The organism is Paenibacillus sp. UNC451MF (genome assembly GCF_000686845.1).
In the GTDB taxonomy this organism is placed as follows: Bacteria; Bacillota; Bacilli; order Paenibacillales; family NBRC-103111; genus Paenibacillus_S.
In genome coordinates this window covers 1-20,121 of record NZ_JMLS01000044.1, presented here as the reverse complement: position 1 = coordinate 20,121, position 20,121 = coordinate 1, and the positions used below count along the sequence as shown (strand labels likewise).

The 20,121-nt window shown below is 47.6% G+C and carries 18 protein-coding genes and 1 pseudogene; 5 read left to right on the top strand and 14 right to left on the bottom strand.

The window, feature by feature from the left end; genetic code table 11:
* The first annotated feature begins 47 nt into the window (after nt 1-47).
* A complete protein-coding gene (locus BP97_RS0129370; RefSeq protein WP_036746755.1) occupies nt 48-815 on the top strand; it encodes a DeoR/GlpR family DNA-binding transcription regulator in 768 nt (255 codons plus the stop codon).
* A 145-nt stretch (nt 816-960) separates the two neighbouring features.
* On the opposite strand, the gene BP97_RS0129365 is transcribed toward BP97_RS0129370, so the two are convergent.
* The 11 genes from BP97_RS0129365 to BP97_RS0129315 form a co-directional block, all read right to left on the bottom strand.
* Entirely contained in the window at nt 961-1,746 is a 786-nt protein-coding gene (locus BP97_RS0129365) for a DeoR/GlpR family DNA-binding transcription regulator (RefSeq protein WP_028552312.1), read from the bottom strand.
* Nucleotides 1,747-1,847: 101 nt separating this feature from the next.
* Nucleotides 1,848-2,957 carry a 2-aminoethylphosphonate--pyruvate transaminase gene (gene phnW / locus BP97_RS0129360; RefSeq protein ID WP_036746754.1) on the bottom strand — a complete coding sequence of 370 codons (1,110 nt, stop codon included), beginning with the start codon at nt 2,955-2,957 and terminating at the stop codon, nt 1,848-1,850.
* Nucleotides 2,957-3,757, bottom strand: coding sequence for a phosphonoacetaldehyde hydrolase (gene phnX / locus BP97_RS0129355; protein WP_028552310.1), 801 nt, complete (start codon nt 3,755-3,757; stop codon nt 2,957-2,959). Before phnX ends, phnW begins: the two co-directional genes overlap by 1 nt.
* A gap of 28 nt (nt 3,758-3,785) precedes the next feature.
* Nucleotides 3,786-5,495 (bottom strand): putative 2-aminoethylphosphonate ABC transporter permease subunit, encoded by a 1,710-nt coding sequence (locus BP97_RS0129350; RefSeq protein ID WP_028552309.1) that lies wholly within the window; start codon nt 5,493-5,495, stop codon nt 3,786-3,788.
* A gap of 13 nt (nt 5,496-5,508) precedes the next feature.
* A complete protein-coding gene (locus tag BP97_RS0129345) occupies nt 5,509-6,549 on the bottom strand; it encodes a putative 2-aminoethylphosphonate ABC transporter ATP-binding protein (protein ID WP_028552308.1) in 1,041 nt (346 codons plus the stop codon).
* 146 nt (nt 6,550-6,695) lie between these two features.
* Entirely contained in the window at nt 6,696-8,417 is a 1,722-nt protein-coding gene (locus tag BP97_RS0129340; RefSeq protein WP_081824421.1) for a methyl-accepting chemotaxis protein, read from the bottom strand.
* Between the two features lie 94 nt (nt 8,418-8,511).
* Entirely contained in the window at nt 8,512-9,612 is a 1,101-nt protein-coding gene (locus BP97_RS0129335; protein ID WP_028552306.1) for a putative 2-aminoethylphosphonate ABC transporter substrate-binding protein, read from the bottom strand.
* 217 nt (nt 9,613-9,829) lie between these two features.
* Nucleotides 9,830-10,822 (bottom strand): hypothetical protein, encoded by a 993-nt coding sequence (locus BP97_RS0129330; RefSeq protein ID WP_231506490.1) that lies wholly within the window; start codon nt 10,820-10,822, stop codon nt 9,830-9,832.
* Between the two features lie 47 nt (nt 10,823-10,869).
* The gene (locus tag BP97_RS0129325; protein WP_028552304.1) at nt 10,870-12,090 is read right to left on the bottom strand and encodes an ABC transporter permease; all 1,221 of its coding nucleotides are present in this window, start codon (nt 12,088-12,090) and stop codon (nt 10,870-10,872) included.
* Nucleotides 12,062-12,796: an ABC transporter ATP-binding protein gene (locus BP97_RS37795; RefSeq protein WP_064745755.1), complete on the bottom strand. Its 735-nt coding sequence runs from the start codon at nt 12,794-12,796 to the stop codon at nt 12,062-12,064. Before BP97_RS37795 ends, BP97_RS0129325 begins: the two co-directional genes overlap by 29 nt.
* Nucleotides 12,797-12,884: 88 nt before the next feature.
* On the bottom strand, nt 12,885-14,579 hold the full coding sequence (locus BP97_RS0129315; RefSeq protein ID WP_197035561.1) for an alkaline phosphatase: 1,695 nt from the start codon (nt 14,577-14,579) through the stop codon (nt 12,885-12,887).
* Nucleotides 14,580-15,051: 472 nt separating this feature from the next.
* Here BP97_RS0129315 and BP97_RS0129305 point away from each other — a divergent pair, with 472 nt between their 5' ends.
* Nucleotides 15,052-15,912 (top strand): aminoglycoside phosphotransferase family protein, encoded by an 861-nt coding sequence (locus BP97_RS0129305; protein ID WP_028552302.1) that lies wholly within the window; start codon nt 15,052-15,054, stop codon nt 15,910-15,912.
* 87 nt (nt 15,913-15,999) lie between these two features.
* Complete coding sequence (locus BP97_RS0129300; RefSeq protein ID WP_231506489.1) at nt 16,000-16,884, top strand: class I SAM-dependent methyltransferase; 885 nt, start codon at nt 16,000-16,002, stop codon at nt 16,882-16,884.
* 64 nt (nt 16,885-16,948) lie between these two features.
* Here the strand turns inward: BP97_RS0129300 and BP97_RS0129295 are convergent, their stop codons facing one another.
* On the bottom strand, nt 16,949-17,245 hold the full coding sequence (locus BP97_RS0129295; RefSeq protein ID WP_028552300.1) for a putative quinol monooxygenase: 297 nt from the start codon (nt 17,243-17,245) through the stop codon (nt 16,949-16,951).
* A 182-nt stretch (nt 17,246-17,427) separates the two neighbouring features.
* Here BP97_RS0129295 and BP97_RS39915 point away from each other — a divergent pair, with 182 nt between their 5' ends.
* Nucleotides 17,428-17,583 (top strand): DUF1540 domain-containing protein, encoded by a 156-nt coding sequence (locus tag BP97_RS39915; protein ID WP_081824420.1) that lies wholly within the window; start codon nt 17,428-17,430, stop codon nt 17,581-17,583.
* 165 nt (nt 17,584-17,748) lie between these two features.
* Here BP97_RS39915 and BP97_RS0129285 read toward each other — a convergent pair whose 3' ends face one another.
* Nucleotides 17,749-18,201 (bottom strand): bactofilin family protein, encoded by a 453-nt coding sequence (locus BP97_RS0129285; RefSeq protein WP_028552299.1) that lies wholly within the window; start codon nt 18,199-18,201, stop codon nt 17,749-17,751.
* Between the two features lie 33 nt (nt 18,202-18,234).
* Nucleotides 18,235-19,197 (bottom strand): M23 family metallopeptidase, encoded by a 963-nt coding sequence (locus BP97_RS0129280; RefSeq protein WP_028552298.1) that lies wholly within the window; start codon nt 19,195-19,197, stop codon nt 18,235-18,237.
* Nucleotides 19,198-19,393: 196 nt separating this feature from the next.
* Between BP97_RS0129280 and BP97_RS0129275 the strand changes: the two are divergent.
* Nucleotides 19,394-20,121, top strand: a pseudogene (locus BP97_RS0129275) (ParM/StbA family protein); the annotation flags it as partial.

Genomic DNA, 20,121 nt, shown 5'->3' with positions numbered 1-20,121 from the left:
ATTATCAAGGTCAATGATTGATGTCGATCATTTCCTGGAGGGACATTATGAACGAACAGCGCAAACAAGCCATACTTAAATTGCTGGGTACAAATGGATTGATGAGCGTCACCGATCTTTCAGATCAATTAAAGGTTTCCATAGTAACGATTCGTCGTGATCTCAGCGAAATGGAGCAATTGGAGCTAATTCATAGAATTAACGGGGGCGCAATGCTTCCAATAAGGCAAACGCCATCCGCATTTCCCGATTTATCCAAAGACAAATATGGGCAGCAAAAAAGAGCCATTGCAGAAGCCGCAGTGGCATTAATTCGTCCAGGGGACACAATCTTTATCGACTCGGGAACGACTAATAATCACATTGCACAATTAATGGCTACATTATCAAATATAACGGTCATCACAAACAGTCTGGAAATCGCCTATCACTTATACCGCTACCCCAAAAACATCACCATCTTCGTCTGCGGAGGAACGGTTGGCCTGATGCATTCCGAGGCTGGCATTGTGGGGCCATTGGCAGAAAAATTAATTTCTCAGTTCCGGGCCAATATCGCCTTTATCGGGACCTCCGGAGTCGATATGAAGCACGGTATAACCGTTCCGTACCTGCTTGCAGCAAATATCAAAACCATGATGCTGGAAAATGCAAGTCAAGCCGTCCTGGTGACGGATCATAGTAAATTCGGCAAAGTACATTCTGCTTTTGTCAGTCCGCTATCCAACATCCATCATCTGATTACCGATCAGCTTACTCCCGCCGATGACATCGCCTATTTACGAGATATCGGAATGAAGGTGACAGTCGTTTGAATAACTATCAAGCATGAAGAATGGTGAAAAGGCTGCGGGTTCATACCCGCAGCCTCGTCTAGTTGCTATTCTATTCAAAGTGTGAAAGTTGACAGTGATATTAAACTAAAGTGTTGTTGTTGAAGCAAGTTTAAATAGTGCCCGACTATTGCGCATGGATCCAAGCAACGTCTTTTTCCGATAGATAAGTTTCCCATTCCTTGGGAGCCTTGACATCACTAATAATAATATCGATTTCTTTCAAATCCGCCAGCTTATAGAACCGCACATTGCCGAATTTGGAGTGGTCTGTCAGCACGATGCTTTGCTTGGAATGCTCGATCAGCTTCTTCGCAAGCCGTCCCCGCTCCTCATCAAAGCTCGTAATGCCTTTGCCCATCATAATTCCGTCGATCGTAATGAACGCTTTATCTGCATAGAAGGACTCCACGATTTTCTCGGCCGTCGTTCCAGTAGTCCTGAACTGCATGGAATCTACCTTACCGCCAATAAAGTAAATGCTCCCAGCATATAAATCCTTGTTCTTATATTCAATGAGCAGCGTTAGCGCCGCAATCGAGTTCGTTAATACGGTGATGTTTTTCTTATTTTGCAGATAAGGAATCATTTGCAAGGTCGTCGATCCATCATCGATGAAAATAACGTCGTTATCCTCGATCAGCATGGCCGCCGCGCGCCCGATCAGCCTTTTCTCCTCGGCATGGGTCACTTCCCGTTTGATATGGGAGGCTTCCTCCCGGTGCAAATTGTATTTGACCGCTCCGCCATACACCCGCTTCAGCTTATTCTCTTCTTCCAGCTCCTCCAAGTATCTGCGGATCGTCTCCGAAGAAACCTTCAGCTTATCTACCAGCTCTCCGGTTTTGACCTTTCCTTCGAGATTTAACATGTTAAGAATAAAGTCTTTGCGTTCCTCTCCGACTAATGACACTTGAGAAATACCTCCAACCATTAAGTAATCAGCTTAAGAGCCATTATATCATTTCGCTGTCTCGTTTGAGAGCGTGCAAATCACTTTTGTTCAAAAAATGTTTATGACCAAAATCGGTTTCTCTCAATCGCTTCAACCAACCGTTCGATATCATGCTCATGAACATCCCCGATATTTCCAATACGGAATGTCTGCGCGGAAGTGATTTTTCCCGGATAAAGGACGAATCCTTCCTCTTTCATGCGCTTGTAAAAGGTCTCGAACGAAAACTCAGTGCTGTCCGGATAATAAAAGCTGGTAATGATAGGCGATTGATATTCCGCCGGAAGCAATGTACGGAACCCGAGGCGCTCCATCCCCTTAACCAGCAATCTGTGATTGTTCTCATACCGCTGCTGCCGCTTGGCGATGCCGCCTTCTTCAGCCAGCTCCTTCATTGCTTGATAAAAAGCGTGCACGACATGCGTAGGGGATGTAAATCTCCATTTGCCGTTCTGGTGCTCCATCGTATCCCATTGATCGAACAAATCCAGAGCGAGTGATCTTGCACGGCCGCGGCACAACGCCAGCTCCTCCCGCTTCGCGATAACAAACCCGAAGCCAGGCACACCTTGAATGCATTTGTTGCTGCTGCTGATTAAAAAGTCGATTTGCAGCTCGGCTACATCAAGCTCTATACCGCCGAAAGTACTCATAGCATCGACAATGTACGTCTTACCGTATTGCTTGGCGATAGCACCGATCTCGCGAATCGGGTTCAGCATCCCGGTTGTCGTTTCTCCATGAACGACGGCAACATGAGTAATCTCGGCGTCTTGCTGCAGCAGTGCCTCCAGACGTGCTGCGTCAGCCCGCTCCGTTTCACCAAAGTCAAGCACCACCATATCGATGTTCAACACACCTGCCATTTGGGCAATACGAGCCCCGTAAGCTCCATTCACTAATACAGCGAGTTTACCGTTGGATGGAATGACGGAGCCGATAACCGACTCGACGCAGAAGCTGCCGCTACCCTGCATCAGCACACTCGTATAATCCCCAGTATGCTGAGTGGACAATTGAACCAGCTCGGAGCGTATCTCTTGAACAAGCCCGTTATATTCTTTATCCCAGGTGCACCAGTCGATCAGCATAGCGGATTTGACACTGTCCGTCGTTGTAAGCGGACCAGGAGTTAAAAGCAAGTATGGATTTTTCGTCGCTGTTGTCATTATGGTCGGTCTCCTTTTGCCAGTCGGGCATTGATTTCTTCGATGATGGAATCTAGTTCCCCTATGGATTCGATGATATAATGGGCTCCTGCCTGCATATAGCGCTCCTTAATATCAGCAAGCTTGGCTTCAAGAACGGCGCTGTCAGCCGCTTGAACTTCCTCTTCGGTCATGCCAAGCTCATTGCTGCCCTTCAATATGCCGACACTCCACGCTCCAGCATTCACGCCTTCACGAACATCACTTATGGTATCGCCCACTTTGACGACGCTCTTCATTGGATAGAGGTTCAGGCGAATCGCATTCTCATAGCACATCCAAGGGTACGGCCGCCCAGCAGGCATTTCATCCGGTGTCACCAGGCAGTCCGGCGAATAGCCGTTTTTCTTCGCTTCGTCTGCTACAACCATCATCATTTCCGTCGTGTAACCTGTCGTCGATCCTATCTTGATGCCTTGACTGCGCAAACGTTCTACCAGTTCAACCGCACCTGGGATCGGCACCGCATAGGTTCTGAGCACCGAAAACAGCGAACGCTCAAAATCGGCATACATCTCATCGAAATCAGCGTCGGTAATCGACTTTCCGTATTTTGCGATCCACTGGCTGGACACGCTGTCCATCTCCCCGATAGCCTGAATGTGATCCCGCTTCAGCATCCCCATAGGCTTTCTCGCTTCTTCAGCCGTAACTGTAATGCCCTTATTAGCGTAAGCTTCGATAAAAGCCGCAAGCGGAGCAAAGCATCCGTAATCGATTGTGGTACCTGCCCAGTCTAAAATAACACCTTGAATTTTCATTTCATTCTCTCCTTTTGTTCATTAAGTTCTATTTTTGCAGTTGCCATGAATCGGTTTTCTTTCGTACTTTGTGTACAACAAGCTCATACAGGAACCGGACGACAATATTGGTTACAACAATCAAGCTCGACATGGCCGCAGCTGCGGCGACATCTCCCGCATCGTCCATGTTGACGATAGATACCGCAGCCAGATTAAAATCAGCAGACCGTAGGAACACGACCGCAGATACCGTAACCATCGAGTTAACGAAGAAATACATTGCAATTTCCAATATCGCCGGCAGCGACATCGGTACCGTTACGCGCAAGAAGGTCCTGTAAAACGGTACACTCATCGACTCGGATACGAGCTCGAACTCTTTATCCAGCTTCTTAAGCGTTGTTGTAGCCGTTATAAAAGGCACAGAGTAAAAGTGAATCATATTTGCCAAGACAATAATTGCCATGGTGCCGTATATAAAGTTCAACGGATTATCGGGATTGTTAAAGAAGAATATATATGCAAGCCCGATAACCATTCCTGGCAGAGCCAGCGGAAGGATCGATAAGAAATAACCGACTTGACGCAGCCCTTGGAAGTTCCGTGTCTTTTCGATCAAGTAGGCGAAACCGAAAGCGACAACCGTTCCGATAACTGCCGTAAGAAGTGACACTTCCAAGCTGTTATAAAAAGGTTCCAAACCGGAGGCAGCCACCTTTGAGAAATCAAAGTGCTTCGTCGACAGAGCCAAATCATAGGGCCATACCTTGACTAAGGATGCATAGCCTGTCGTGAGCAACGGGATGAAGATGCCAATAACGCATAACCAACAAATCACCGTATAAAAGAGATCCCGCGCTTTGCCTTCACTAATTCGGTAAGGCGTTGATTTGGCCGACAGCAGCGCTTTTTGCTTACGTTCAACAAACCGGTCTACGGCAAAAGCTATGAAGGCCGGGATCGTCAGCAGAATACCGACGGCAGCACCCATTGAAAAATTTTGCTGTCCGATGACCTGCTTGTAAATGTCCGTTGCCAGTACATTAAACTGTCCTCCTACCGCCTGCGGAGCTCCGAAATCCGTAAAGCTCGCCGTGAAGCATACGAATATTGCGCTGATCAGCCCGTATTTGACCGAAGGCAGCGTTACCGTCATAAAAGTACGCGTTTTGCCCGCTCCGAGTGTCTTAGCCGCTTCGTACAACCTGTAGTCCGTCATCGATAACGCAGCCGCGAAAATCATAAATGCCTGTGGAAATAAGTAAATGACCTCTGAAATAATAATGCCAACCGGTCCGTACAGAGGGATCTTGATTCCTTGCGGAAAAAATCCGAAAAATCCTGTTGTGACAAGACCTTGATTCCCGAATAAATAAGTAAGTGCAATCCCGTGCATCATGGTCGGTGCAAACAGCGGCAGCAGCGCTGCGTACTTGAAAAAGGCTTTGCCCCGAATTGCTGTCCTCACAATGCCGTACGCATAAAGAAAGGCGAGCGAAGCGGCAATGACCGTGGAGACGACTGAAATATACAATGTGTTCGTCAACGATCGGAACAGCGAAGGCGTCGAGAAATATTGGACGAAGTTGGCCAAGCCGATAAAGGTGTCTTCCCGGTCCACGAATGCTTTGGCAAACAATAAGCATAAGGGAATCAAGATGCCGAGCAGTAGGGAGACGACCAATAAAGTGATAAGCAAGCTTTGCAGCGATTGGGCTGAGCTCCATTTTTGTCGTAATGCTCGAATAGCTGTCATAACAAGTGCTCCTTTACACGCTTACGAGCGCTGCAGATTGAAACGTAATAAACTTTTCCTTCGGAAGCTCTAAGGTTACTGCCGAATGCTTGGCAAGCTTCAATTGATGCGTCAAATGTGCCGATACGTCCACCGTAACCGTCTGTGAAGGATGATCCGGATTCATTACGGTCTGCAAGGTGATTCGGTAAAATGCCCCTCTGAATTCGATATGCTTCACCACTGCCTGCACTCCACCGCTGGAGCCTGCGGGCGCAATTCCTATATGTTCAGGACGGACAGCCAGCGGCTGTTGTATTCCCAATTGGTGCGACCCAGGAGCATCCTCGATAAAGTTAATGGCTCCGATAAAATCAGCGACAAAAGGTGAGTTCGGCCGATCGTACACTTCCTGCGGAGAGCCGATCTGCATGACTTCAGCATTCTTCATAACCACGATCCGATCAGCCATGGATAAGGCTTCCTCTTGATCATGTGTGACCATAATGGTCGTAATACCAAGCTTCTCCTGCAAATCCCTAATTTCCGTACGCAACTTCAAACGCACCTTGGCATCCAAAGCGGATAACGGTTCATCCAGCAGAAGAAAATCCGGTGATAGGACAACAGCCCTTGCCAGAGCAATACGCTGCTGCTGTCCTCCCGAAAGCTGTGCAGGGTAACGGCTGCTTACATGCTCCAAATCTACCAAAGCCAGCCCTTCCCTTACCTTCTCATCAATCTCCGCTTTGCTCAGCTTTCGGCCTTGCAACCCGTAAGCGATGTTCTGATAAGCAGTCAAATTAGGAAACAATGCGTACGATTGAAACACCATGCCGAAGTTACGTTTAGATGGGGGAAGCTGTGTAATATCTTTGCCTCCTACAGTAATACGTCCTTGTGACGGGGTTTCCAAGCCTGCAATGATGCGAAGCAGCGTTGTTTTGCCGCAGCCGCTGGGACCGAGCAGGCATATAAATTCATTTTTACGAATGTCGACATTCACGTCCTTGAGCGCCGTGAACGAGCCGAACGTCTTGTGAATGCCATGTATGGACAGGTAAGCCTGTGACATAAGCGCCTCCTATTGTTGCTCAGTTTAAATTTGAACGAACGCCTACTGCGTTGTTACTTCTTAAGTATAGAGGTTAATTGTTATCCCACTGTTAAACGCAAGTAAATTTTATGTTATTTGTTGTTTTTAATTGTTTTTAGTTGTTACTAAGTAAGCTTAAAATGGCTTGTCGTGTTCTGAAGCTGCTCCGCCATACCAAATAACGATTCCGAGGAGCGCTTTATTTCCTCCATAGCGGCCAATTGCTCTTCATTAGAAGCGGCCGTTTCATGACTCGAAACCGCGCCCTGTCGGGCACTCTCCGTCACCTGTACCATGGAGGCAGCCATTTCGCTGCTATCTTGCGCCATCTGTTGAATGGATACGGTAACCTCTTTGACCTGCTCCGTCACTTCGACCATGAACCCGTCAATAGAACGGAACACTTCGTTCATTCGGGATGAGCTGGCTACACCATCGGTTGTCATACTCATTCCTTTATTCATGAAGTCGATAACATCATCCGTCTTCATATGAATAGCGGATAGCAGCCGCGTGATCTTCCTTGCAGCATCATCGGTCTGTCCCGCCAGCTTCCTTACTTCATCAGCAACCACCGTAAACCCTCGGCCTGCCTCTCCTGCTCTTGCCGCTTCAATAGCGGCGTTCATCGCCAATAGGTTCGTTTGACCAGCAATCTCCGAAATCATGTCCGACATGGATCCGATCTGACTGCATTCGTGTCCCAGTCCGTTTACTACTCGCTCGGTCTGTGATACCGTCTTATAAATGTCGCTCATCTGCCGCTCCATCTCCCGAGCTGCGGTGAGTCCTTCACGTGAAGATGCTAGCGCAGCTTCCGTTAATTGAGCCATACGGCCACTGCTCACGCTCATCTGATCCATATCCGTTTTCATTCGATGCATCGCGGCTAACGATTGTGTTAAGCTGTCCACCTGCTGATGAATTCCATCGTTCAGCTTCTCTGTCGTGACGGCAATCCCTTGGGCCGCCTCCTTGCTTTGCTCTGCATGCGAAGCGAATTGCCCCGCACTGTCAACCAGCTGCTCGGCATTATGGCTGATCGTCTGGACAAGCTGTCGCAGCCCCTTAATCATCGAATGAAACGATCGGTTCAGCATGCCGATTTCATCCTTGGACTCATAAAACCCTTGAACTGTTAAGTCTCCGCGTTCGGCCCGCTCCATTAACGATTGCATCTGCCTGACCGGCTTCACGATCAAGCGTGCGATCCATGCTCCGCATAGACTGCTCAGGACAAGGGCTGCGACCGAGGTCGCAATAAGCACACGGTTCAACTCCTCATAAAGCGCGTTCCGATCCTGATTCAGACGCTCCGCCGTCTCCATTCGATCCTGCTCCAGGCTGCCGGTGAATTCATCTAGCATCTCCATAATGCTTTTTATGTGGGACCTGTAATATTGGTAAGCTTCCTTCTGCCTTCCTTGCTTGGACAGCTTCATGACGCTGCCGCGCTCTTCCTCGTAATCAGCAAAAGCTTTTTGAAGCTTCGCGCTCCACATCTCACTGATCGAGTCGCCTCGAGAGGAGGTTTCAAACTGTTGAATCAACTGCTGTGTCGAAGTCGATACCTTGCTCATCTCGTTGTCCAATACAGCTTGATAGTGGGGGTCCGTACTCAAGACATGCTCCAGCAGCTTATCGTTCATTCGGTGAATGTTGCTCTCCGCTTTATTGATCCATGTCGTCGGTAAATAATCAGCGGTATACATGATATCTGCCTTCTGATTAATGTCCCTCAGGAAGACATAGCTCGAAGCTGTCATCATAATAAGAAACAAGACGGTAATGCCGCTAAGCAGCATGATTTTCCTTGCGGTGCTCCAATGTCCGATCCATCGCATCATTTATTCCCCCGGTTAAGACAGCTTAGATCTGTTACCTATACAGCAAAAGAAACATACGCGAAACAGCTGTCCCGCGCATGTCCTCTACATCCGATTATTTTTTTGGCTCGCTCTTCGCGTCGTAACGCTTGCTCCATTCTGCCAATACGGAGTCGCGGTTTTTAGCGGATTCGTTCAAATCCAATTTGATCAATTGCTTCAAAGGATCTTTATCGTAGCCTTCAGGAATTGCGTTCGAGTCGCTTTTCACAGCCATGATCGCATAGTTTTTGCCGTATTCCTTCATTGCATCGTCTGTAATCGCCCAATCAAGGAAGTCTTTAGCTGCCTGCTTCACTACCTTTTTCTTCATCAAAGCGTTAGCTTCCACATCCCAGCCGGAGCCTTCCTTAGGGAAAACAACCTCAACCGGAGAGCCGCCTTTTTTCTCCTGGATACCTCTATAGCCAAAGGCAATACCGATCGGATATTCGCCAGTTCCCGCCATCTTGGCAGGCTTGGAACCTGAATGTACATACATCGCAATATTGTCATGGAGCTTACCCATGTAATCCCAAGCTTTGTCTTTACCCATCAAGGAAACAAGTCCGGATACAGTCAGGAAGCCTGTGCCTGAGGAAGCCGGATTCGGCATGGTAATGAGTCCTTTATATTCAGGCTTAGCCAAGTCTGCATAGGATTGTGGAATAGGCAAATTTCTCTTTTCCATTTCTTTTTTGTTTACAACAAATGCCGTTTCCCAAGCATCGATACCTACCCAGTGTGTCGGGCTATTTTTGTCCTTAAAATCCGCTTGAATGCGCTCGACTCCTTTTGGAGAATAGCCTTCTAGCATGCTGTTCTGATCCAGCACGAGCAAGCTGGTAGCCGCTAAGCCCCACACAACGTCCGCCTGTGGATTATCTTTCTCTGCAAGCAATTTAGCAGTCACAATACCCGTGGAATCACGCACGATGTTCAGCTTAATATCCGGATATTTTTGCTTGTAGGTTTGGAGGTACGCCTTGATCTGATCATCCTCCAAAGCGGTATAGACCGTTAACTCCTTGCTTTTCGTATCGATGTTCGACTCCGTGCTTGCTCCGCTCGCTTTCGATGCATCGGCAGACGAACTCGCTTTTGGCGTGCTTCCGCATGCGGATAATAGGGATACAGACATAACCAGTGCTGCAATTAGTGCTAAAGGCTTTCTCATTTAATTCCCTCTCCTTTTGTTTGGTTGATAAGTTAACTATAAAGGAGATTTGTAAAGTGACTATAAAATACATGTAAAGAAATTGTTTTGTTTATCTATTTGGTTGTTTTTAGTTGCGTTTGTTAAATGAGGTAAACCGAAATCTCTATCGCCGTCGTCAATTAAAAAGAAAAACAACCTCAAGGGCCATAAGCCTCGACGGTTGTGTTCTATCGCCTTACTCTTTGATTTTTTCAAATTTGGCGTCGTACAGCCGGAACATCGTTTTGTAGCCGGATTCGTCAATCTTAATGCCGACGTCGAGTCTGCCCGTAATTTGCAGTGGACCTGTCGTATAGCGAAGCTTCGTATCCTTCGGAACAAATACCATCATAATTTTGTTCCAGTATGTCTCGTCCCCGTTATCGAACGGGCATTCTGCGCCGGGCTGGGGAATGAGCAGAAACCAGTGCTTATCGAAGGAAAGCACTTCCCCCATGAAGCCCTTGATCTGCACGGTCTTGCCGTTCAAATCCCAGAACTTGTTGGAAGGCGTCGATTGCTTGTCATCATCGAAAAACTCCGACCATTTGAGCTCGTTCGACGCCGGCTTCGAGGATGGCGTCGGTGTTGGTTGGGCAGGCGGCGTCTCTGCCGCCGCTGGCGCCGGCTCCACGGCCAAGGCTGGCGCCGCCGTGGGGGCTGGCTCCGCCGCAGGCTGCTGCGCTGCGGCGACGGGCTTCGGCTCCTGCTGCGCTGGAGCCGGGGGTGCGCTTGCGGCAGGCTGTGCCTCTGCCGCTGCGGAAGCAGCCATCCCCTGCGGCGCTGGGGATGGACTGCCGTCTCCCCCTGCCTGCGCAGCAGGGGGAGACGCTGGTTCGGCCGCCGCAGGCGATGCGGCCGGAGCAGCCGGACTCGGGGCAGCGCCCGAGTCCGCGGGTTTGCCTTCTGCGCCAGGTACCGCAGAAGGTACAGCCATGGCGGCGGAGAAGGACGCCGCCTGAGGCTCTGCGGCTGGCTTGGAGCCGCAGCCGGCCAGCAGCGCAGCCGCGACCAGCACCGCGGTCGCGACCTTCGCTTGAGCGCGCTTCAAGCCGCGCGCTCCGCCCCCTTGTAGCGCACAGCTATGAAGTGCGCGGCCTTCCACAACATCTATGCTGCTTCTCTTTCGATTCGCCTGGTCCTCTGCAGCAATGCTTCCATTATTCATTTCGAGCAATGATCTATCCATTCATGTCGCCCCCTCTACCTGATCATGAAACCACTTAAACATTTCTCTTACGATCGGAACAGCTGCAGCGGATCAACACGATACATTTTGAGTGCTGGCCACAAGGAAGCAGCCGCCCCTACCGCTAACGTTCCTATCATTAACACCCCTTCGGCAGATGAGAACTGCCATACATCCAAAGCAATTCCCGAGAAATCGAACAATACATCACGTCCTGCATAGCTGCCTGCGTGACCTGCCAACAGTCCGAGTACCAAGCCGATTGCCGTCAACAGCAGCCCTTCCCCTATCAGCGACATCCATACGAAGGATTTGGATTTGCCGATCAACCGAAGCAAGCCGACATCCTTCTTGCGTTCATTAACCGCTGCAGTTAAAGACAATAGTATCGAGATAGCTGCCAGTAAAATGCAAAGTACCGTTACGATGCTGATCACCTGAGAGCCTTTATCAACCATATTAACGACATCTGCTATAGCCTTGCTCGTGTAAATCGCCTGAACATTGTCTACTCGATCGTACTTATTTTTGAGCGTCTGCGCCCCGAGCAGAGTTTTCGGCTTAATGAGGACGGAAGTGACGTCCTTATGAGCCCCTTGCTGGCTTTGGTGAACGGCCCAAGCATAATCTACAGTTGTGAATACAGCTCTATCGTCGGACGTATGCAGCAGTGGCAATATTCCGACTACCCGGTAAGCGAAGCTATGGTGAGCTTCGTGCTCCTCATGGGACTCGCCGTCCTCCTCTTCATCCGCATGCTCCCCTTCCTGCACGAGACCATGACCTCCATGAAACGTATCTCCCACATGGATGCCAAGCGTTTTGGCGACGTGAGAACCGATCACCGCATCCCCTGTTTTCGTATAGATCGTTCCTGCTTCCAGCTTCTTGTCACCATACCGGGTTAAAAAATAACGGGCATCTATACCAACAATCGGATAGCCATTAAGATTGTCCCCTGTGGTCATCGCAAAGGCCGCTTCCGCCTGTTCTTCTTTTTGAATTTGCTCAAACACCTCATAAGGAATATTTCCCGTAGGAGTGCCCACATGGTAGTACGTATTCAATGCAAGCTGCGTCTGACTGCCCTTGGCCCCGACCGTAAGCTCGAACGGACCGTATCCTTTCTCCGCTCCTTGCTCTACGCCTTGACTGCATAGAATAAGAAATACGAGAAGCGCTACGGTCATAGCTACCGAAAAGATCGTCAATAGCGATAGCATCTTGCGGTGCAGCATGTTACGCCATAATAAATGAGGCAGATTCAAGCGGCTCTCCTCCTTCTCCGCCGTGCTGTCGTCCCGGTTCAGGACGAAGCAGCGCATTGATCTCGTTCATATGCACCCGTATCGGGTACAGTTCCGCCAAATGCAGATCGTGCGTTACGGTGACTAGAGTCGATCCTTCCTGAGCACATAAGGAGAGCAGCAGCTGCATAATAGAACCGGCCGCTTCCCAATCCAAGCTTCCCGTAGGTTCATCAGCCAAAATGAATGGCGGTCGATGGATTAGCGCCCGAATGATCGCCACTCGCTGCTGCTGTCCTCTGGACAACTGTGCCGGCAAATAATGTTTCCTGTTCTGCAAGCCTACCCGCTCAAACCAATCGTTCACCTGAGCCTCCCGCTTCTGCTTATCCCATTGCTTAGGCAGAACCAACTCCACATTTTGCTTAGCTGTAAGAGATGAAATGAGATGAAAATCTTGAAATATATATCCTACCTGCCGTGCTCTGTATTGGTCCCGCTGCGCTTCGGAATAACGATGTAACGGATGGCCGTCTACCGTAATTTCTCCACTGTCCGGCGTGAGCACTCCTCCCAACAAATGCAGCAAAGTGCTCTTTCCGCTTCCGCTAGGGCCAATTAGTGCAATTCGCTGTCCCTTCTCTACGAACCACTCCGGGATATGCAAAATAGGAGATTGCACCCCATCCATGAGGAACGATTTCCGCACATTCGTCAGTGTGATCATCTTTACGCCTCAGCCCCTTATCCGTCTGCTTGCCTAAAAAAACAGGCAGGGGAAGTGGTATCCCCTGCCTCTCCTTGTACAACATACATTACTTCAGGCTGATACGTTCAGACAGCGCGTCCCAAGTCAGCTTTTTGCCGGTCAATTGCTGGAATGCATCCAGGGACAGCCACAGCAGGCCGTTATCCATATCGGCTTTGAAGCTGCCAGGAGTACCATTGCCGCTCACTGCCAAAGTCTCCACGTTGACGGAAACCTTGTTAGCGTCTTTGGACAGCACGACCGATTTGGAAGCTTCATCCCAAGCTACCGCTACGCCCAACGCATCAGACAATGCTCTTGCCGGATACAGTACCGTGTTGTCGCGAGTTACTTTAAATTTCGGGTATACGTATTGAGCTTGCATTTCAGCTGTCGTACCTTCCAGATCCACGTTCGCAACCTTTGCAATCGCCTTGGCAATGTCCGTATTGTCGATTTGGCCTTTAACCAGATCGGCAATCGGTCCGTACGCCCATACGCCAACGTCTACCGCCGAGTGTCCGTGACCAGTGAAGCCGACCATGAATCTTTTCGCCATCACTGCATTATAGGCTCCTTCTTGAGCATAAGAAGTGCCATCGCCAGCCATAATGTAAGCCGCTTCTTCATCTGTCAGATCGTTGAAGCTAGTGTTCTCGAACACCAATTGCTTGATTTCTTCGATGCTTTTCGCTGCTTTCAGCTTAGTAGCGAACACTTCGGAAGATTGCTTTTCTTTATTCCAAGCATCTACGTTAATTTCATATACGCCGTCGCGGGACAACGATAATCCGCCCGTTTCATGGTCTGCTGTGACGACAACCGAGGTGTTGCCGTCCTTTTTCGCGAAATCCATCGCTACTTTTACAGCAGCATCAAAATCCAGCGCCTCTTGTACGAGGGATGGAAGGTCATTTGCGTGACCCGCATGGTCGATACGTCCGCCCTCGATCATCATCGTGAAGCCGTTTTGATTTTGAGACAAAATATCGATCGCTTTTTGCGACATATCTGCCAAGCTAGGAACGGTTTCATTACGATCGAGCACATAATCCACGTGAGAGCTGCCGAACAGGCCGAGCGCTTTGCCATCTTTCGCGTTTAAGGCTTGCAAGCCTTGTTTATCATAAACGACCTTATAGCCTTTAGCTTCAAAATCCGGAATGATCGTTTTATCCGTACGTTTACCCTTCTCTTCCTTGCTTAAGAAGAACTGCTTGCCTCCGCCGAACAGCACATCCACGCTTTGATCCGTCAAATATTGCGAAGCGATGGCGCTCTCGTTATCTCTGTTGCGTACATGAGAAGCATACACGGCAGGCGTAGCGTGCGTAATTCTGGCAGTTGTTACGAGTCCAGTCGATTTGCCAAGCTTCTCGGAAGCTTCGATAACGGAAGCAAACGGCTTGGACGCATCTTCGTTCGATACGCTAATACCTGCGTTATATGTTTTATGACCCGTTGCAAATGCGGTACCGGCTGATGCGGAGTCGGTAACTTCCCCGGATACCATCACGCCGCCGTCTTCTCCGCGGTCTGCATATGTAGTGGCTTGACCCACATAGTAGGAATCCAGCTCGAGATGATTTTTGTTCAGAAAATGACGGGAATAATCTCTAGCTGCAGATACTTGGGCAGGACCCATTCCATCACCGATCAAGACGATAACATTTTTCGATTTCGCCGCAGCAGCAGGAGCAGCAGCCGTATCGGCAGCAAACGCTGAACTTACGGTTAATGCCGGCAGCAGGGAAAGCGCCATACCGGATACTACCAATTGCTTGAACACTTTTTTCAAAAAAATTCCCCTCCGTTTATAAATAAGATGCTACGTTGATTACATGCTTCATTATAAGAAGGAATGATTTACTAGAATAAGGCAAAATGTTTTCTGTAAATCAATTTTAGTGAAAAATGTTAATGGATCGTAAAAAGCATCCCTTAGGTATATGACCACATCCGGCGACTGAACTTGAAACAGATCGCCTATTTTATGGTAAAATAACCCAAAAGATCTTTTTTAGGAAAGGAGTGTTTGAAATGAATTTCTTCAGTAATGGTTATTTAAACGGGCTCTATGCCGTATTGTTAGCGGGGGTTTCTATTTTTACGGGGGAAATCGTCACGTTTATTATGCTAGGGTTTGTTTTCATGGCTTTATTAAACATTAATTCTACTTTACACAAAATACTAGAGAAAATAGATAAGCAATAAGCAAGCTTGGAGGCCTTCTTATGGTACTTCTTACAGATATCAATATGATTATGAACTATCTTCTTAACCAAGGTATCCTGCCGGCCTCATCCAAAATCATGAATCAGATGAATGGAACTACCGACGGTAAAGTATTCACAATTGGAGTCGACGACGAGCCGAAATATATATTGAAGCTGGACGAACCGCAGCAGCTTTCGTTAGTTATACATTTTCATGAAACTTACGCTTGCTGTACTCTATTGCCGAGGCTGCTCTATAAGGACCCTGCCGGTACATACATCTTATATTCATATATACACGGAACGACACATTATCATCGCGGGCTCAAGACGGACTGGCTGCCACTTCTCGTTACAGATCTCCTGAATCATTACGAACCCAGCCAAAATACGGAAGCATGGGGAAGAATAGCTCATCCTCGGCATTCCTGGCGTGAGTTTAATGAGCGAAGCTTGGAAGGTGCACGGCAAAACGTGCAAGGGGTACTACCGACAGAGGATTACGATACAATGAAATCGTTGATTGAAACAATATCTGAGACGCAGAATAAATACTATCTGCACGGTGATACAGGTGTTCATAATTTCGTGTTCCATAACAACACTCTAAAGGGAATTATCGATCCATCACCCATCATCGGTCCTATCATGTACGACTTCACGTATGCTTTCTGCTCTTCTCCTGACGATTTGACCTTGGAGACGCTATTTGCTTCCATTGAGCTTCTCCAACATGAACCTGTGGAACGATCCAGGGTCATCAAGGAAGTTATTTTTCAACTGTACACTCGAATTGGGATCAGTGCGAAGGTCCATCCACATGATCTACAGGACTATCTATCTGCATGGGATTATTGGAAGAAGCTCTTACCTCAATAATACACGATCAAATAACACAAATTATATGTTGTTATGACATATTTTTTGTGTTATTTTATTTCATAGAGATTTAAGGAGGTGCGGCGTATGGTAGATGATAAAACAAAAAGACTTTCTGTATACTTGCCAGAAAAAGTGAAGATCGATTTGGAAGCTATGGCCAATGACACCGGGCTATCAATGACTCAGCTTATTGTCATAGCAACGCACGGCCTATTGTCCAACTACAAATCACATGGAGGGCAAATCTTTGCTGACTTAGTCGCAACGACAAAACGCAGCGACACCTTGACTGATAAGATCGCTGCTTCCCGGTTAGAAGATACTAGAATGCAGGATTACTACGGTGCTAGAGCGGATGAATATGAAAGCATCTACCGCAGGAACGATCCGAATTATCAGCAGGAGCTTTCCTTGCTGCGTTCTACCCTACAGTCCTTAACGAAGGATAGAAGCGTACTTGAAATCGCCTGTGGCACCGGTTATTGGTCCCAGTTCATTGCTGAATCCGCTGCAAGACTTGTCGGTGTCGACATTCGTTCAGAGGTCATAGATATTGCAAAAGCCAAGAACCTGCCTCACGGCAAGGTTACATTTCTGGAAGGAGATGCCTATAACCTGGATAGCATCCAAGGCAGCTTTGATTTCGGACTTGCTAACTTTTGGTTTTCGCATATTCCCAAAAATAAAATCGAACATTTTTTAACCGGCTTTCATAGAAAATTGCTGCCTGGAGCTAATGTCTTCATAGCAGATAATGTCTACGTTCCCGGAAGAGGCGGCGAATTGATCATAAAGGAGCAAAGTGAAGACACTTATAAGCTGAGAGAGCTGGCAGACGGCTCCAAGCACGAAATTCTAAAAAATTATTATGATTACAACGAACTGTATGAAATGTTCAAGCCCTTCTCCACTGATCTAAAACTATTTGTCGGCAGCAGCTTCTGGTATGTCACTTATACTGTAGTCTGATGTATCGAAAAAGGCGAAATCCTAGAACTTCTGAGGAATTCGCCTTAGTTTTATCCTTTATCCTTTATCCATTTAAAGGTTCCCCAGAAAAAGCTTTGACCTCCAAGGGCGAGATTAAATATTGCTTAGCCATACCCAAGAACGCCTTAAAATGCTCACTCCCATTGTGCGATGCCACTGCCGCTTGATCCTGCCAAATTTCAACCATCGTAAACGAGTTCTCTTTTTCAGTATTTTTGTACAGGTCATACGATCTATTTCCACTTTCATTTCTAGAGGCAGCTATTAACGATTTAATCTCTTTTAGAAACAATTCTTCCTTGGCTGGATCCACCTGCATGCTGGCGTGAACAATAATCATATATAACTCCTCCTTATCTCTGAAATCATCATCCCTGCTGACTGTTATTGTTCCTGTAGGCATCAACAAATATGCTTTGCCTCCATGCCGGTAAAAACAAAAATAGTCCGGCTTGCTAAGCCGAACTAGGGTATAAAAGAGTATCGCCCTTGACCATCCTATAGAGGAGGGGGTGAAAAACGATGGCTAGAGATGTAAAGTGTGAAGTGAACTCCTGTAAGTACTGGGCTGCAGGCAACGAATGCAACGCTTCTTCTATTTATGTAGTAAGCAATCATGCTAGCAAAGCTCGCGAATTCCATGAAACAGATTGCAAAACGTTTGAATCCAAAATTTAATGTTTGGCTAAAGGCATCCTTCCGCGGGGTGCCTTTCCTTTCGTTCTGCCTAACACCGTTGCTGTCTACAGGAACTAGTATAGACAATAATAATGATAATTATTATCACTTACCCTCTATTCAATCATTTTTTTCATTCTCCGTACATGAGCAAGCTTCTTAACATCACATCATGGCCATGTTACTGTTGGTGTTGGTGTTAAAGCCCGATTGAAACGGATTGCCAGTCTGCTGATCCTTGTCATTTCTTTCCGGCTGAGGGCTAGTCCCGTTATCCATTTTGCTGGTGCCTTGAAAGATGCCGCCTTCATCGATAATAAGAGATTGCGCGGTTGTATTGCCGTACAGCTTACCGGTTGCACGGATTGTCAGCTTGCCTTTGCAAAGCACATTTCCGTTAACCGTCCCTGCCAAAATAACATTTCTCGCAATGACATTGGACTTGACGACCCCATGCTCGCCAATCGTCACATCGCCTGCGCAATCCACATCACCCGTAATTTGCCCCTCGATCCGAATGCTCGCTTCCGACTTCATACGTCCTTCGAACAAGGTCCCTTCTCCAATCAAAGTGTCGGTCGTATGCACATCACGTCCGGCTTTTTTTCCCTTAAACATTAATTCGCCCTCTTCCATTAGGTTGGTTATGTATTATTTCAAATAAGGCTTAGGATCTGTAGGCTGCCCGCCCTTCAGCACTTCATAATGCAGATGATATCCGGTGCTTCTGCCGGTTGAGCCGACTAACCCAATAACATCGCCCTTTTGTACATGGTCGCCCTTTTGAACATTGATTTTATTCAGGTGCATGTACCAGGTTTGCAGTCCCTTGCTGTGAGTGACAATAATGTTATTGCCATGCGAGGAATCGCTTCCTGTCGAGGCAACTACACCGTCTGCTGTTACATGAACAGGCGTATTGGCAGGCGAGGCTATATCGTATCCGCTGTGAAAGCTGGGTCTTGTAGTGAACGGATCCTGTCTCAAACCGAATCCAGATGTAATCCTCCTGCTGTCTACAGGCCAAATGTTCGGCGTTATACGAAGCTCTTCCTGCGCGACGAGAGCTTTTTCCTTCGTATCCGCAATGTTATCCTTCAGCTCCACAACCTCTTTACTCATCGAAGTCAGCTGCGTTTTCGTCTGTTCCAGAAGCTGCTTAACTTCATCATCCGTGACAGGATGATCGCTTCCTCCCATCGCGCCGGATGCGATCGAGGTCCCGGAAGAGGATACGGTCGACTTGGTTGAACCCGTAATGGTTCTAACTTCATCCTCGAGCTTGCGTATATCTTCGATCTTGCTCTTCATTTCCAAGGTTTGCTGGGACAACTGAATAATTTCGCTTTGCAGCTGTTCAATCGTCTCATTCTTTTCCTGAACCGTGGTAGTGAATTGTTGGTCCTGACTGGCTATGCGCGTCTGCAGCTCAGTGGCGACTAGGGCCGTTCTCATATGAACAGCATACAGGACCAAGGTTACCGACACTAAGGTAATTAGTCCCGCACCTGCAATATAAGGGAGTGGCTTTGGTACCTCAAAACGGCGAACGGCGCTGTTAGCATCGGGAATAATGACAAAAGTAAACCGCTTATTGCCCCACTTGAGCTTCATGTCTTCTCCTTTTAGCATGGCACAAATTAACATTATTCGATGGAATACGATCTTATTCGTCGCAATCCTCAAAAAAACCTTCCAAGATTTACGTTTTTTTTGGAAAATAGTTCAAAAGTACGAAGGGATTTTGTTGAAATAAATCGAATCATAGTACTAAATAAGCAGGTGAATATGACTGGAGGGACTTTAATACATGAAATTGGCGGGAATCGATATAGGCAACGATAGCATCAAAGTGGTGCTGGATGGTGTTCGTGATCCTCTAATGATTCCGAATATTGTTGCGCCGGGATACGAAAGACATATTTTACAGGAAGAAGATTCTCCCTTGAAGGCATTGGATGTTGTCGTACACAGTCCGCGCCTCACAAGAAATAATCAAAGATATTTTGTCGGAATGCTGGCCATGGATAATGAAGATAGCGTTGAGCTGGAGGAGACGGATAACAAGGCCGTGTCGGACCAATCATTGATCGTAGCCGTAACCGCCCTTGCGTATGCAGGTGTTGTAAGCCAATCTGTAACGAACACCGGATACAACAATACGGAAGAAGTTGAGTATGTCATTGGAACGGGTTTGCCGGTTCGTACTTATTCCTACTATCATTCCGCTTTTGAGGACCGTTTGGTCGGCGAGCATGAGGTTACCTTTCTATCCACACCCCACTTAAAAAACCGTAAAATCAAAGTATCGATCCGTCGGGCTATTGTGTCTATAGAAGGCGCGGCTGCGCTGTTCCAGATGGCAACGCATGATAATTTGCAGGTAAAAGACGAAGAGCTGTACCACGGCTGCATCGGTATTTGCGAAATGGGAGCTTTGACAACAGATTTCCCAGTCATTAATAAAATGAGCATCGACAATCAATTCAGCACCGGCGAACAAATCGGTATGGCTACCTATATGGACGGTATTATCCG